This window comes from Chloroflexota bacterium, from assembly GCA_020161265.1.
Lineage (GTDB): Bacteria > Chloroflexota > Chloroflexia > Chloroflexales > Herpetosiphonaceae > Herpetosiphon.
This window is the reverse complement of sequence record JAIUOC010000010.1, coordinates 144,450-158,819: the sequence shown is the minus strand read 5'-3', so window position 1 is coordinate 158,819 and position 14,370 is coordinate 144,450. Positions and strand designations below refer to the sequence as shown.

Sequence of the window (14,370 nt, the reverse complement as noted above, 5' to 3'; positions counted from 1 at the left end):
GTGCCGAGGAAGATTCAACCATGTCTATCTCCGTCCCACGCATTACACCACGACTATTAATGTCCGGTGATCCATTATTTAGCTTGGTGCGGTTGATTAGCCTTGGCTTAATTTTGGTCGTCGGCGCTCGTATCGATCAACATACGGTTGTTCCGCCAACCACTCCATTTGGCTTAATTTGGTGGGCCTATGCGATTTATGGCATCGCGATGGCTAGTTTGGCTTTTGTGCCACGCTTTCGCAACCTGCCATCGTGGATCTTCATTGTTGATTTTGGCTTTATTGCGCTCTTTGCCTTGTTTAGTGGTCTGCCCCCAGCCTTGTTGGTAGCATTAATTATGCTGCCCACGGTTTGGGCTTCAACCAATCGTTCACCTGCCCAAGCAGTTGGTACAGGCGTTGGGGCAGCAGTTGTCTATGCAGGCATTACGTTGTATCGGCGCTTTGGCGATGCTAGCAATGTTGGCAGCGAAGAGATGTTTGTTAGCATTGCGGTCAACTGCACAGCTTTGATTTTGGTGTCGTGGTTGGTCAGCACGCTTTCTGGTCAATCCAGCGAAATCAACCGCGAACATGTGATTGCAGCACGGCGCGATGTCGATAGCGCTCAACGTGATGCTGAATCGTATCGTGACCGCATGCGGGCACTTTACGAAGTTGCCTATAAGCTCAGCACGACGATGAATTTTCAAACCGTGCTTGATGCCACCGTAACCGAATCAATTCGTTTGATCAATGGCCGCAGCAGTGTCGTATTATTGCCAACTGGCGAACCAGATGAATTGTATGTTGCTGCTGGTGTTGGGGTTGGCTCTGGCGATCTCAATTTACGGATTGCGATTGAGCCAACCGGGATTATGGCCTCGATTCTGGCTTCAGGCACGCCGCGCATTTTGAACGATTTGCGCCAATCGCATGCCTTGAGTAGCGTGCCTTCGATGCAAAACTGTGCCTGTGTTTGCTGTGTGCCGCTGAGCGCAGGCCGTCGCAACTACGGTATCGTGGTTGTCGGGGTTGATCGCAACGAAATCAATGAAGATGAATTGGGTATGGTTTCGGCGTTGGCCAATTATGCAATTATTGCCATGCTCAATGCCCAATTGGTTGGCGAATTGCGCGATGAACGCACCAAACTAATTAGCAAAGAAGAAGAAGTGCGTCAACAACTCGCCCGCGATTTGCACGATGGCCCCGCCCAATCAGTGGCCGCCATCACCATGAATATTGAGTTTGTCAAGCGTTTGTTGGAGCGCGAACCAAGCCGCGTAATGCAAGAGTTGACCAAAATGGGCGAATTAGCCCGCCGCACCACCTACGATATTCGCACGCTTTTGTTCGAGTTGCGCCCCTTGACTCTGGATAGCCAAGGCCTCGTCGCAACCCTGCGCGAATATGTAACCCGCTTCAAAGATGGCCCGACTCAGGTATTACTCGAAGAAACCGTCGGTGAATTACGGCTTGATGCCAAACGTGAAGGCACTTTGTTCAACATTATTCAAGAAGCTAGCAACAATGCCATGAAACATGCCCAAGCCAAACATATCTGGATTCGGCTAACCCGCCAAGGCGATGAGTTGATGGCCACTGTTCAGGATGATGGCAAAGGCTTCGATTTGCAAGCAGTTCGGGCTAACTACAGCAAACGTGGCTCGTTTGGCCTCTTAAATATTGATGAACGGGCACGCATGGTTGGTGGGAGCGCCGAAATGACCTCAGCAGTTGGTGCTGGTACAACCGTTCGGGTTATTGTACCGCTTGATGCCAGCAGTATTTAGATTCGATCGGTACTGACCCCGCGACTAGCACTGGTCGCGGGGTTTTGTGGTTAAATGCACATAAACCGCTATTGGTTGTACACTAAGCAGCATATGATTTAGCTGGAGCAAGCGTCGATGCTGCAAACATATCAAGATGCCATGGATTGGATCTACAGTTTCCTCGATAGCGAGAAGAAGTTACCCAAAAATCCGACCGAATTTAATTTGCCACGGGTCAAGGCGATGCTGGAGTTGTTGGGCAATCCGCAGTTGCGTTATCCAGCGGTGATTGTGGCTGGCACGAAGGGCAAAGGCTCAACGTGTGCCTTTTTAGAGTCGATTATCCGCCAGAGTGGCCTAAAAGTTGGCTTTTTTAGCTCGCCGCACCTACACTCCTACCGCGAACGCATGCAAATCAATCGTGAGCTAATTAGCCAAAGCCAGCTTGTCGATTTGATTAATCAGGTGCGACCGCTACTGGAGCCGCTTGACCCCGAAGTTGGTGCACCAACCACCTATGAAATTGGGGTGGTTTTGGGTTTGTACTACTTTGCTACGCAGGCAATCGAGTTGGCAGTACTTGAAATTGGCTTAGGTGGGCGCTATGATGCGATTAACAGTGTTAACCCTGTGCTCAGCGTAATTGCTTCGATCAGCTATGATCACACGGCGATTTTAGGCGATACCTTAGCCAAAATTGCCTATGAAAAGGCTGGAATCATTAAGCAGCATGTGCCAATAATTAGCACTGTGCAGCAAACCGAGGCGGCTGAGGTGATCGCTCAGGTTGCTGTTGAGCAAGCGGCTCCGTTGTTTATTGCAGGGATGGCGGGGTTGCAGGAGCAGGCCTCAGGGGTAATTGCTGAATATCCACTGGTGATTGTGCCTGAACAACTGGGCTTGAAGGGTGATTTTCAGATGCAAAATGCCCAACTTGCCACCAGCGCCGCATTGCTCTTGCGTGAGCTAGGTTTCCCCATTAGCGATGATGCTATTCGCCAAGGCTTGGCAACAACCCAATGGCCAGCTCGGTTTGAGCAAATTGCCAACGAACCGTTGACGCTTGTTGATGGAGCGCATAACGGCGATTCGGCGCGGGTGCTGCTGCAAGCGCTCAAACAGAATTACCCAAACCGACCACTGACTTTAGTTTTAGGTACATCAAGCGACAAAGATATTCAAGCAATTATTCAGCAACTCAGCAATTCGGCAACCCACCTGATCACAACCTGTTCGCGCCATCCGCGGGCCTTAGCACCCGAAAAACTGGCTGAATTGATTCAGCAGCATGTTAATCGCCCGGTTCATCAGACCAACAGCGTGGCCGAGGCCTTAACGCTGGCCCAACAACTCACATCCGCCGCTGGCCTCATTTGCGTAACTGGATCGCTGTTTGTGGCTGCCGAAGCGCGTGAAACCCATGGCCTAGCCCAGCCCGATTAGCCGATCGTAAACTGACTCGTAATGCCAAATCGCGACACTAGCAACAGCAGAGCAGCCTTCGCGATGCGGCATGGAGCAACGAGCATTGGAGTTTGTATGCATATTCTACTTGTTGAAGACCATGAAATGAATCGCGATATGTTGAAGCGCCGCCTTGAACGTCGCGATTTTCAGGTTTCGGTGGCCGTCGATGGTCAAGAAGCGATCGATTTGGTTGAAAGTTTAATGCCCGATATTATTTTGATGGACATGAGTTTGCCAAATGTTGATGGCTGGACGGCAACTCGCATGATTAAAGCGAATCCAGCTGTCAACCAAATTCCGATTATTGGTTTAACTGCCCATGCCATGGCCGGCGATCGAGAGCGCTGTTTGGAAGCAGGTTGCAACGAATATGAGATTAAGCCAGTTGACTTTACTAGCCTGGTTAGTAAGATTCAGGCCTTAGTCGAGGATACGCCACTATGACCGCAACCCAACCTCGTATTCTCGTTGTTGACGATAGCGAAGATAACCGCTATTTGCTGCAACGCCAACTATTGCGGCGCAATTATGGAGTAGTGCTTGCTGAGAATGGTCAGCAAGCACTTGATTATGTTCAAAGCCATACGATCGATCTCATGCTGCTGGATATTATGATGCCTGTGATGAATGGCTTTGAGGTCTTGCAAAACCTCAAACAGAACGAACAATTACGCCATATTCCGGTGATTATTGTTTCGGCAGCTGATGATATGGAAAACGTGGTTAAGGGCATTCAAATGGGTGCTGAGGATTATTTGGCCAAGCCATTTAATACGACCTTGCTGCGAGCACGGATCGAAGCTTCGTTGGAAAAAAAACGTTTGCACGACCAAGAACAAGCCTATCTGCAAGCAATCGCCTTAGAACAAGCCCAATCCAACCGCCTTTTGCGCAATATTCTGCCGCAAACCATCGCCGACCAACTCAAAGATCAACAAGCCAACATCGCCGAATATTTTAGCAGTGTCAGCGTATTATTTGCTGATATTGTTGGTTTTACCGAGTTGTCAGGCCATATCAATGCCCAAGAACTGGTAGCGTGGCTGAATAGTTTGTTCTCACTTTTTGATCAGATGACGCTTGATGCTGGCTTGGAGAAGATCAAAACCATCGGCGATGCCTATATGGTTGCTGCTGGCTTGCCAATTGCCCAGCCCGACCATGCCGAACGTTTGGCGCTCTTTGCTACGTCGGTGTTGGCCGCGATTGAACAAATTACGATGCCCAACGGCCAGCCTTTACAAATGCGCATTGGCATTCATAGCGGGCCAGTTGTCGCAGGCGTCATTGGCACAATCAAATTTAGCTACGATTTGTGGGGCGATACCGTCAATATTGCCAGTCGCATGGAAAGTAGCGCTCATCCCAACACGATTCAGGTTAGCGCCGAAACCTATGCCTTGTTGCAAGATCATGAGCATTTTAGTTTGCAGCCACGCCATGGGGTCGAAATGAAACATCTCGGCACGCGCACGACCTATATTCTTAATCGCCATCGGCATCATTAAGCTTAGGAATTGTTATGCACTGGCAAATTCCATCGTATACCTTTCCCACCTTGATTGCGAGCAGCGTTTCGTTTGCAATCGCAATTATTGTCTCACGTCGCCGCTTTGTTTCACAGATGTGGCCGTTTGCTATTTTAGCTTTCACTGTTGCTTTTTGGACGTTGGGCTATGCGTGGGAATTGGTCAGTGTTGATTTAGCGACTAAAGTTATTTTTGCTAAAACTCAATATTTAGGCATTGCTACGCCACCAGTAGCTTGGGTGGCGTATGCTTTATATTACACCGGACAAGAGCGTTTTGTCACTAAGCGTAGTTTTTTATATGCCATGATTATTCCTGCAATTACCATTGTTTTAGTCTGGACGAACGAATGGCATCATTTGATTTGGACAAAAACTGAAATTGCGATGTATGGCGAATATACGATGCTCCAAACCTATTATGGACCATGGTTTTGGGTGCATACGGCTTATTCATATGTGTTTATGGCAGCTGGCACGTTAATTTTATTGCAAGCGTTGGTGCTTTCTTCATCGCTGTATCAAAATCAAATTATTGCATTAATTTTAAGTGCAATTGCACCATGGGTCACCAATGCGTTTCATATTTTAGGCTATCGGCCATTTCCGTACCTTGATTTAACGCCGTTTGGCTTTGTGATTAGCACGGTTGCCTTGGCTTGGGGCGCGTTACGCTACCGTTTGTTCGATACGATTCCAATTGCCCGGCATATTTTGATGGAAAATCTCAGCGAGGGCGTGATTTTTCTCGATGCTAAGCGCCGCGTGATGGATATGAACGCCACGGCTGGTAAGTTGTTGGATATTCGGCCTGATCAACAAATTGGCCAATCGGCTAAACTAAGCATTTTAGAACGCTTGGATGCACCGCAAGCGGCTGATCCTGATGAGCATTTGCGTTGGGAATATACGCTCCATCGTGATGAGAAAAAATTAGTGCTCGATGTGCAATTATCGCCACTGAGCGATCGCAATCGCTATCTTGGCCATTTGCTGTTGCTGCGCGATATTACCGAGCGCCATCAATACGAAGATTTGCTGCGCTCACAACGTAATTTATTTGCTGGCTTGGTTGAAGTGGCCCGCGCCACCAGCGCCCAAATTGATCTTGACCAGACCTTGCAAAGCACACTTGATGTGGCATTGCACTTAACGACAGCTGAGCAAGGCAGTATTTTTCTGCTCGACCAGCATCAAATGGTGACTCATAGCATTTTGGCCCGCGAAAAAGCCACGCGCATCGAGCAGCAAAATTTGGTTGGGCGGGTGATGCGCCAAGGCTTAGCAGGCTGGATCGTCGCCCACAATCAAATTGCTTTGATCAAAGACACCCACACTGATGATCGCTGGTTGCATTTGCCAAATGCGCCTTACAATGCGCGTTCGGTGCTGGCCTTGCCGATTTTTGGCACGGCTGGAATTTTGGGCATTTTGATGCTATTGCACTCAGAGGTTGATCATTTTCGCCAGGAGCATTCGGAGTTGATGGAAGCGGCTACCGCTCAAATTTCGTTTGCAATTGGCAATGCCCATGTCTACCAAACCCAGCAACAACTGACTCGCGAGCTAAGCCGCGCTAAGGATGCTGCCGAGGCTGCCAGCCAAACCAAAAGCCAATTCTTGGCCAATATGAGCCACGAATTACGCACCCCGCTCACCGCGATTATTGGCTATGCCGATGTGATGCGCGAAGATTTGCTTGATTCCAACGACCAAATTTATTTAGCCGATTTGGATCGGATTCGCTCAGCCGGAGCGCATTTGTTGGGCTTAATCAACGATGTGCTGGATCTTTCGAAAATTGAGGCGGGCAAAATGCCAGTCTATTGGGAGCAAACGCGGGTCAGCATTCTATTAAATGATGTGATTACGACGGTGCGCCCACAGATTGACCGCAACCACAATAGCTTGATGATCGATCAAACTTACCATAACTTGATGTTTTGGACTGATATTTCCAAGTTGCGGCGGGTGTTGATCAATTTGTTGGGCAATGCTGCCAAATTCACTGACCATGGCACAATTTCGCTATCGCTGTTTCTTGATGAAACCGATGAGCCTGCTTGTTTGCAAATACGGGTTTGCGATACAGGCATTGGGATGACGGCTGAGCAAGTTGCCAATTTGTTTCAAAATTTTAGCCAAGCCGATGCCTCAACGACGCGCAAATATGGCGGCACTGGGCTTGGCTTGGCGATTAGTCGTAATCTGTGCAAATTAATGGGCGGCGATATTGAAGTGACTAGCGAGCTAGGCCATGGCTCAACCTTTATTGTCAAGTTGCCATGGGTCGAGCAGCCATTTAGCGATCAGCGTGAAGTTGGTTCCGATGGACCACCTTACCTGCTTTGATCACGATGGCGACTGGATTTGTGCCAAACTTATAGCCAATATGGCGTTCGTCGGGCAGGTTGAGCAAGGCCAGATCAGCTTGCATGCCAACTGCTAAGCTACCAACGCGCTCATGCTGACGAATCGCAAACGCTGAATTGACCGTGGCCGCGTTCAAGGCCTCAGCTGGAGTCAGCCGTAAATAGCGACAAGCAATGGCAATCGCCATCGGCATCGATTCACAAGGGCTGGTGCCTGGATTACAATCGGTGGCTAGGGCCAAAATTCCGTTAGCTTCGATTAAACTGCGGGCTGGGCTGAATTGGCTCTTGCCCAAACCAAACGGCGTGCCAGGCAACGAAACGCCAACCGTTTCCGAATTTGCCAAGATCGCAATATGTTCGGGTGGCGTGGCAACCAAGTGATCAACCGAGATTGCCCCTAGTTCGACCGCCAGCGGCGTGCCACCCAACGGCTCAAACTCATCGACATGCAATTTTAAGCGAAAGCCCAATGCTTTGGCCTTAACCAAAATACGTTGGCTTTGGGCAACTGAAAAGGCCCCATTTTCGCAAAAAATATCGCAGGCTAAGGATTCTTGCCAGATTGTTTGCTGTTGCCACCAAGCCGCTACTGCAGGCAACATCTGATCAACTACCAAATCTACAAACGCTTCTGGATTGTCGCGATACTCGGCGGGAATGGCGTGTGCTCCCATAAAGGTCGGCACGATACCAATTGGATGAGTTTGGGCCAGCTCAGCGATCGCTTCGAGCATGGTTAATTCGGTAGCGGTATCAAGCCCATAGCCACTTTTGATTTCGACGGTGGTTGTGCCATGGGCCAATAATTGATCAAGCCGTGGGCGGGTTTGGGCAACTAATTCGGCTTTGCTCGCCGCTCGTGTTGCTCGAACTGTTGACATAATTCCACCACCAGCCGCCATTAACTCGCTATAGCTTGCGCCTTTGATCCGAAGTTCGAACTCATGGGCGCGATCTCCTGCGTAACAAGCGTGGGTGTGAGGATCGACAAAGCCTGGGATTGCCAAATAACCACCTGCATCAATCGTTTGATCGGCTGTCCAAGCGCCAAGCTCGGCCTGACTACCAAGCGCCACGATGTTGCCTGCTTGGACAGCGACGGCAGCTTGATCGATACAGGTTAATTGGGCCAAATGCTGGCCGCGTAAAGGTGCTTGCGGGCCAGTAACCAAGCGACCTATATTGATAATTAATTGATCAGCGTGGGGCATAACTCCTCCTTGAGTTAACTGCGAGCAACGATAACCGCTGTATCCTACCACAGCTGAAAAGGTCGGCTTATCTGCTATAATAGCCTTACCAATAAGGAGGATACACGGTCATGACAATCAATCGCCGTTCGACGCGGGCGCGTCGGCGACCACCAATTCGCAATATCAAAACATCATCAGCAGCCGGCATGAACCCAGATGTGGAATATATCTACATTCGCCATGATCTGATTCGGATCATTTTGATGGGTGGTGGGTTGTTGGCACTTATGGTCGTGCTAGCTGTATTAAATGTGTTCTAGCCGACACATTATTGGCTTGCTGCTGGCACGGCCTATGCCGTGCTTCTTTTTTGAGCAGCGCCTATGCTTGAGGTTGCTATGAGCGATGAACGTTTAGCCAGTAAAGCAGCACGTTTACGCTGGATTGAACGCAAACTCTATAATAATCCCCAAGGCTTGCGGGTGATGGATTTGGCCGAGGCTACGGGCATGGATCGGCGTACCATCTACCGCGATTTGGGTGCGCTTGAAGACATGGGCGTGCCAATGTGGCAATTTGAGGGCAAATTTGGGATTAATCGCGAAGATTATCTCTCAACAGTGCGCTTAAATTTAAATCAAACCATTTCGTTATTTTTTGCTGCCCGTTTGCTGGCCCACCATAGCGATGAGCAAAACCCGCATGTGGTGGCGGCGCTTGAGAAAATTGCGGCCTCGCTGCCCGATGAAACGATTGCCAAACATTTGAGCAATGTTGCCGCCCAAATTCAGCTACGCCCAACCCGCCGCGAATATATTTTGGTGCTCGAAACCTTCACTCGCGCTTGGGCCGATCGGCGTATGGTCAAATTTTCGTATTGGGCCTCGAACCGTGAGGAGCCTGAGGAGCGCACGGTTGCCCCGTATGTGCTCGAAGTTTCGCGGTTTGAGCCAGCCTCATATGTGATTGGCCACGACCCATTACGCAATGCTTTGCGTACCTTTAAGCTCGAACGAGTGCAACGCGCCGAAATTCTCGATGATGAATATGTGATTCCCGCTGATTTCGACCCGTATTCGATGTTGGCCGATAGCTGGGGCATCATGGACGAGGGCAATACCGTCACGGTGCGCTTACGATTTAGCGCAGTTGTGGCCCGCCGCGTCAAAGAAAGCACCTGGCATCGTTCGCAAGAAGTTACCGATTTGCCCGATGGTGGCTGTGAGCTTTCGATGAAACTCGCTGGTACACGTGAAATGCGTTCATGGGTGCTGGGCTGGGGTGCTGATGTTGAGGTATTGGCTCCAGCTGACCTACGCGCTGAAGTTGCTGAGCACGCCCAACGCATGGTTCTGCAATATCAATAGTTAATTGGGCCAATTTGAATTAATCAACAACCCCTGATCTCGCGATTGAGATGAGGGGTTTGTTTGTTAATGTCATCAATCGCTCACCCGCCGTTAAGCGATATTTTCGGGCTGGCGGCTCAACACGCGGTACAATAGCACAGAATGCAGAATATCAGGCGTTGATTTAAGGATGAGTGCATGCAGCATGTGGTGATTGTTGGCGGTGGCTTGGGTGGTTTGGCGGCAGCCTTGCGCTTACGAGCAGCGGGTGTTGCCGTAACCTTATTTGAAAAAAACGCGACCCTTGGCGGCAAAATGGCCCAAGTTGTGCAACATGGTTTTCGCTTTGATACCGGACCATCACTATTTACCATGCCATGGGTGGTGGAAGAATTGCTGGCCAGTGTTGGGCGTGAGCTGGCCAGCGAACTGACGATTAAGCCAGTTGATCCAACCTGCCGTTATCAATGGCCCGATGGCACACGCCTCGATGCTTGGAGCGATCTGCCAAAGCTTTTAAAAGAAATTGAATGCCTCGAACCAGCCGATGTTGCGGGCTTTTTGGGTTTTATGGCATTTAGTGCCCAGATTTATCAAGCAGCGGCTGAGCCATTTTTACTTGAGCCATTTCAGGGCTTGCGCACAATGCTGCAACCACGCTTGCTGCGCGATGTTTGGAAAATTGCCCCCTTGAAAACCGTTGATCAAGCGGTGCGCCACTACTTCAAACATCCCTATCTGCGCCAGTTGTTCAATCGTTATGCCACCTACAATGGCTCCTCGCCCTATCGTTCGCCCGCGACCTTTTGTATTATTCCCTATGTTGAAATCGCTCAGGGCGGCTGGTATATCGATGGTGGCATGTATCAATTGGCGGCGACGCTAGGCCGCATTGCTGGCGAAATGGGTGTCGATATTCAATTAAACAGTTTAGTTAGCGAAGTTCTATTCAACAATAAAACGGCTATTGGTGTACGTTTGAGCGATGGCCGCACGATTAATGCCGATTATGTGATTGTGAATGCTGATGCGATGTATGCGCTTGATCAGCTAATTCCAACCACCAAAGCGCCAAACCACGAATTGGCTTGCTCAGGCTTTGTGTTGCTGTTGGGAGTCAATCGCGATTATGCTCAATTGCAGCATCATAATATTTTCTTCAGCGGCGATTATGCCGCCGAATTTCGGGCAATTTTTGAGCATGGCGTGCCAGCAGTTGACCCGACAATCTATATCGCTGCGACCTGCCGCTCGAACCCTGAGCATGCTCCGCCTGGAATGCTGAATTTATTTGTATTGGTTAATGCTCCAGTTACAGGTCGGGTAAATTGGCAACGCGAGGCGGCGGCCTACCGTGATTTAGTGGTGCGCCGTTTGGAGCAGCATGGCTTGGTTGGGCTGAATAAAGCGATTATCAGCGAAACCGTGCTCACGCCTGCTGATCTGGCGAGCATGACCAATGCCCAGCGAGGTTCGTTGTATGGTCCAGCCTCGCATGGCTTACAAGCAGCCTTTTTGCGGCCAGCCAATCAGCCAGCAGGCTTGCAGAATTTGGCTCTCGTTGGTGGGGCGACCCATCCTGGCGGCGGAATTCCGCTGGTGTTGTTGTCGGGCAAAGCTGGAGCACGCTGGGCATTGCAAAGATTAGGAGTTGCTGAGAAGCCCAAACTTGGGACTATTTTCTGATAGTCAGTTTGGGCAAAGATCGGTACGATGCGACTGTGGCAGTAGCGTGCTTGCCAAAATACAGCTGTTTTGCGAAAGGAATAATGCTATGAGTAATACCCCCAAACCGCGCCAAGGCCGCCAGCGAGTACGCGAAAAGCGCTCGTTGTTACCATTTTATTTACTGCTCGGCTTAGGTGGCATCGTTGGCTTAACCTTTGTGTTTATTCAGGCTTTACAAGCTCCGGTTGCTCCACCGAGTGCCAGCATTCCGATCCGTCCTGTGATCAATGCAGCCGTTGGCCAAACCTCGGAAGGCTATTGGTACAAGGGCGATCCTAATGCTCCAGTCAAAGTAATTGAATTTGCTGATTTTGAGTGTCCCGCCTGTCGGCAGCTTGAGCTTGATTTGGCTAATGCCAATTTTGATGCCGAATATATCGAAAGTGGCAAAGTCCAATGGATTTATCGCGAGCTTCCTTTGCGCGGTATTCATGAAATGGCCCAATATACCGCTGAAGTAAGCCGCTGCGCTGGCGACCAGGGTGTCTATTGGCCGGTGCATATGGCGCTTTATGATAGCCAATTGCAATGGACCAATATTAAAAATTCGCAGCCGCTGATTCTTGATGCAGCGGTTAAAGCTGGAGCCAACCTTGGTATGTTAGAAGATTGTATGGATGCACAGACTCATACAGCAGCGATCAATGCTTCATACGATTCAGCCAGAAGCTTAGGCCTTGATCAAACACCGACCATTTTTATCAACGATGATCGGATTAATAGTACAGGCAATTTTTATAGCGACTTAAAAGTAGCGATTGATGCGAAATTGGGTGTTACCCCCTAGGAGGTGTATGATGGACGAACGTCCGGAGTGGCCGCGCATGGCCATGGCTTTTTTGGCGCTTGGCGGCCTGATCAATTCAAGCTATTTAACCATTCATCGTTTGCGGCCAACCCAGAGTGCCCCGTTGGTCTGTGGCGTGGTTGGTAATTGTGAAGCTGTGCAAGCTAGCAAATATAGTGTGTTTCCGCCGACCAATGGCATTCCGGTGGCCTATATTGGCTTCGTAGGTTTTTTATTGTTGTTGGTGCTCAGCGTGCTGAGTTTGCAGCGGTCGCAGATTGGGCGATTTAGCCTGCCAATGATCAACTTGGTGTTGGCAAGCGGTGGGCTGGCATTTTCAGCCTATCTAACGGCAATTGAGGCTTGGGTGCTGCACGAATGGTGTCAGTGGTGCATCATCTCGGCGGTGGTGGCCGTGCTATTTTGGGCTTTAGCTGGATTTGATTGGTGGCAAGCCCGCCGATCAACTGCTGCCGAACAACTCGAACCTGCCAACGCGACTGCGGTATAATACAGATTATTATTCAAGTAAGGACCAGCGTTTATGGCGCATTTTGAATCGATCTTTAGTGTGCGGTTGTGTCACCCTGAAGATGCTCCTTTGCTCGCTCCGTTGATTTCGGCTTTGGCTACTGAAGAAGGCGTAACACCGCCCGAGCCTGAAGCCTTGGAAGAGATTATTCGGGCGATGCTGACTACTGGCTTTAGCGATTTTGTGATTGCTGAACGTGGCCCCAACGAAGATGAAGTTGTGGGTTGTATTCAGATTAATTATCGGCTTTCGACCTGGGCTGCTGCACCCTATGCTTATTTAGAAGATTTTTACCTTGTGCCCGAGGCGCGTGCTCAAGGGATTGGCACCAAATTGCTCGATTATGCTTGTCAGCGGGCCGAGGGCAAAGGCTGCCAAAATGTACAACTGGATGTCCGTGAGGCCAACAAAGGCGCAATGCGTTTGTATGCCCGTTATGGCTTCAAAGTGACCAACAGCATGATTTGGAAACGTGATAAGCCAGAGTGCGAGCACGATTACAGCGCCGAAATCAACGAATTGGTCGATCATTTACGTGGCAATGAGGAAACGGAGGCAGCCTAGTGTGGAGCATGCGCATCGGTAATGTCAGCGGTATCCCGATTAAATTGCATCTTAGCTGGCTGATTTTGGCTGGCCTGAGCATCTATAGCTTTGAGCAGCTGTTTACGCTCAATGGGCAATCGGGCTTACCACTAGCCTTGCTTGGCACATTACTGCTGTTGTGCTCAATTGTGCTGCACGAAGTTGGCCATGCGCTTATGGCTCGGCGGTTAGGCTTGCGAGTAACCGCAATCACGCTGTTTTTAACTGGCGGCCTAACCGAGCTAGCCGATGATGTCGATTTGCCGCAAAGTGAATTTAAAATTGCCTTGATTGGCCCGTTGGTCAACGTTGGTTTGGCAATTGCCGCTTTCGTCGGGGCGTGGTTTTCCCAAGGGGTTTGGGCTAGTTTTTGGGCCACCTTGGCGATTATCAATGGCTTGTTGGCGGTGTTTAATTTACTGCCTTGTCATCCACTCGATGGCGGGCGTGTGCTCCGCTCGATTTTCTGGTTTTTGAATGATGATCTATTGCGAGGCACACTCCAAGCTAGCATGATTGGACGCTATCTTGGTAATGGCTTGATGATTATCGGGCTGGTGGCTTTGTTTAGTAATGCCTTAACTGGCAGTTTGCTCTTGCTGATGGGTTGGATGACCAATCGGGCTGCGGTCAGCAATTTTGTGCAAACCACCCTGAACTACACCCTCAGCCGAGCCTTGGTTGGCGAAGTGATGACCCGTAGTTTTCGGACGGTTTCGCCGCATTTAACTCTCGATTTATTTGCTGGCCAATATTTGCTGGGCCAGGCTGAGCCTGCTTTTCCGGTGGTACACTCCGAACGCTTGATCGGCATGATCAGCGTGCAACATCTGTATCGCTATGCGATGGGCGAATGGCGCAGCATCTCGGTCGGCGATGCCATGACTCCCAAGGCCGATTTGCCACGCCTCAACGTTGGCGATAGTATGCAAACTGCCTACTACACCATGCTCGGCCAGCGCTACGATAGCCTACCTGTGACCGATGGTGATGCAGTCGTGGGGATTGTGCGCCATCGCGATGTGGTAGCGTTTGTGCAAAGTGCCCTCAAAATCAAAGTTTAAATCCA

Annotated in this window: 13 protein-coding genes; 12 read left to right on the top strand and 1 reads right to left on the bottom strand. The window is 49.9% G+C overall.

Annotation, left to right across the window (positions count from 1 at the left end; all coding sequences use genetic code 11):
* Positions 1 to 20 precede the first annotated feature (20 nt).
* The 5 genes from LCH85_21710 (at position 21) to LCH85_21690 (ending at position 7,104) form a co-directional block, all read left to right on the top strand.
* On the top strand, positions 21 to 1,775 hold the full coding sequence (locus LCH85_21710; GenBank protein ID MCA0354619.1) for a GAF domain-containing sensor histidine kinase: 1,755 nt from the start codon (positions 21 to 23) through the stop codon (positions 1,773 to 1,775).
* 117 nt (positions 1,776 to 1,892) lie between these two features.
* Positions 1,893 to 3,200 (top strand): bifunctional folylpolyglutamate synthase/dihydrofolate synthase, encoded by a 1,308-nt coding sequence (locus tag LCH85_21705; GenBank protein ID MCA0354618.1) that lies wholly within the window; start codon positions 1,893 to 1,895, stop codon positions 3,198 to 3,200.
* Between the two features lie 96 nt (positions 3,201 to 3,296).
* The gene (locus LCH85_21700; protein ID MCA0354617.1) at positions 3,297 to 3,668 is read left to right on the top strand and encodes a response regulator; all 372 of its coding nucleotides are present in this window, start codon (positions 3,297 to 3,299) and stop codon (positions 3,666 to 3,668) included.
* Positions 3,665 to 4,732: a response regulator gene (locus tag LCH85_21695; protein ID MCA0354616.1), complete on the top strand. Its 1,068-nt coding sequence runs from the start codon at positions 3,665 to 3,667 to the stop codon at positions 4,730 to 4,732. The genes LCH85_21700 and LCH85_21695 overlap by 4 nt, the downstream gene beginning before the upstream one ends.
* A gap of 14 nt (positions 4,733 to 4,746) precedes the next feature.
* On the top strand, positions 4,747 to 7,104 hold the full coding sequence (locus LCH85_21690; protein MCA0354615.1) for a GAF domain-containing protein: 2,358 nt from the start codon (positions 4,747 to 4,749) through the stop codon (positions 7,102 to 7,104).
* On the opposite strand, the gene hutI is transcribed toward LCH85_21690, so the two are convergent.
* Entirely contained in the window at positions 7,055 to 8,338 is a 1,284-nt protein-coding gene (gene hutI / locus LCH85_21685; protein ID MCA0354614.1) for an imidazolonepropionase, read from the bottom strand. The genes LCH85_21690 and hutI overlap by 50 nt on opposite strands.
* Before the next feature lie 110 nt (positions 8,339 to 8,448).
* On the opposite strand from hutI, the gene LCH85_21680 reads away from it, so the two are divergent.
* The 7 genes from LCH85_21680 to LCH85_21650 all read left to right on the top strand — a co-directional run bounded on the left by LCH85_21680 (position 8,449) and on the right by LCH85_21650 (position 14,365).
* Positions 8,449 to 8,640 carry a hypothetical protein gene (locus LCH85_21680; protein MCA0354613.1) on the top strand — a complete coding sequence of 64 codons (192 nt, stop codon included), beginning with the start codon at positions 8,449 to 8,451 and terminating at the stop codon, positions 8,638 to 8,640.
* Between the two features lie 78 nt (positions 8,641 to 8,718).
* Complete coding sequence (locus tag LCH85_21675) at positions 8,719 to 9,687, top strand: transcriptional regulator (GenBank protein ID MCA0354612.1); 969 nt, start codon at positions 8,719 to 8,721, stop codon at positions 9,685 to 9,687.
* A 180-nt stretch (positions 9,688 to 9,867) separates the two neighbouring features.
* A complete protein-coding gene (gene crtI / locus LCH85_21670; GenBank protein ID MCA0354611.1) occupies positions 9,868 to 11,355 on the top strand; it encodes a phytoene desaturase in 1,488 nt (495 codons plus the stop codon).
* Positions 11,356 to 11,443: 88 nt separating this feature from the next.
* Positions 11,444 to 12,184 carry a DsbA family protein gene (locus LCH85_21665; protein ID MCA0354610.1) on the top strand — a complete coding sequence of 247 codons (741 nt, stop codon included), beginning with the start codon at positions 11,444 to 11,446 and terminating at the stop codon, positions 12,182 to 12,184.
* A gap of 7 nt (positions 12,185 to 12,191) precedes the next feature.
* Positions 12,192 to 12,695, top strand: coding sequence for a vitamin K epoxide reductase family protein (locus LCH85_21660; protein MCA0354609.1), 504 nt, complete (start codon positions 12,192 to 12,194; stop codon positions 12,693 to 12,695).
* A gap of 33 nt (positions 12,696 to 12,728) precedes the next feature.
* Complete coding sequence (locus LCH85_21655; GenBank protein MCA0354608.1) at positions 12,729 to 13,280, top strand: GNAT family N-acetyltransferase; 552 nt, start codon at positions 12,729 to 12,731, stop codon at positions 13,278 to 13,280.
* A gap of 8 nt (positions 13,281 to 13,288) precedes the next feature.
* Positions 13,289 to 14,365 (top strand): site-2 protease family protein, encoded by a 1,077-nt coding sequence (locus tag LCH85_21650; GenBank protein MCA0354607.1) that lies wholly within the window; start codon positions 13,289 to 13,291, stop codon positions 14,363 to 14,365.
* The last annotated feature ends 5 nt before the right edge of the window (positions 14,366 to 14,370 follow it).

Bases quoted from the DNA above. Each gene is read 5' to 3' on its own strand.
- LCH85_21710 (MCA0354619.1), top strand. From the start codon at position 21: ATGTCTATCTCCGTCCCACGCATTACACCACGACTATTAATGTCCGGT.
- LCH85_21705 (MCA0354618.1), top strand. From the start codon at position 1,893: ATGCTGCAAACATATCAAGATGCCATGGATTGGATCTACAGTTTCCTC.
- LCH85_21700 (MCA0354617.1), top strand. From the start codon at position 3,297: ATGCATATTCTACTTGTTGAAGACCATGAAATGAATCGCGATATGTTG.
- LCH85_21695 (MCA0354616.1), top strand. From the start codon at position 3,665: ATGACCGCAACCCAACCTCGTATTCTCGTTGTTGACGATAGCGAAGAT.
- LCH85_21690 (MCA0354615.1), top strand. From the start codon at position 4,747: ATGCACTGGCAAATTCCATCGTATACCTTTCCCACCTTGATTGCGAGC.
- hutI (MCA0354614.1), bottom strand. From the start codon at position 8,338: ATGCCCCACGCTGATCAATTAATTATCAATATAGGTCGCTTGGTTACT.
- LCH85_21680 (MCA0354613.1), top strand. From the start codon at position 8,449: ATGACAATCAATCGCCGTTCGACGCGGGCGCGTCGGCGACCACCAATT.
- LCH85_21675 (MCA0354612.1), top strand. From the start codon at position 8,719: ATGAGCGATGAACGTTTAGCCAGTAAAGCAGCACGTTTACGCTGGATT.
- crtI (MCA0354611.1), top strand. From the start codon at position 9,868: ATGCAGCATGTGGTGATTGTTGGCGGTGGCTTGGGTGGTTTGGCGGCA.
- LCH85_21665 (MCA0354610.1), top strand. From the start codon at position 11,444: ATGAGTAATACCCCCAAACCGCGCCAAGGCCGCCAGCGAGTACGCGAA.
- LCH85_21660 (MCA0354609.1), top strand. From the start codon at position 12,192: ATGATGGACGAACGTCCGGAGTGGCCGCGCATGGCCATGGCTTTTTTG.
- LCH85_21655 (MCA0354608.1), top strand. From the start codon at position 12,729: ATGGCGCATTTTGAATCGATCTTTAGTGTGCGGTTGTGTCACCCTGAA.
- LCH85_21650 (MCA0354607.1), top strand. From the start codon at position 13,289: ATGCGCATCGGTAATGTCAGCGGTATCCCGATTAAATTGCATCTTAGC.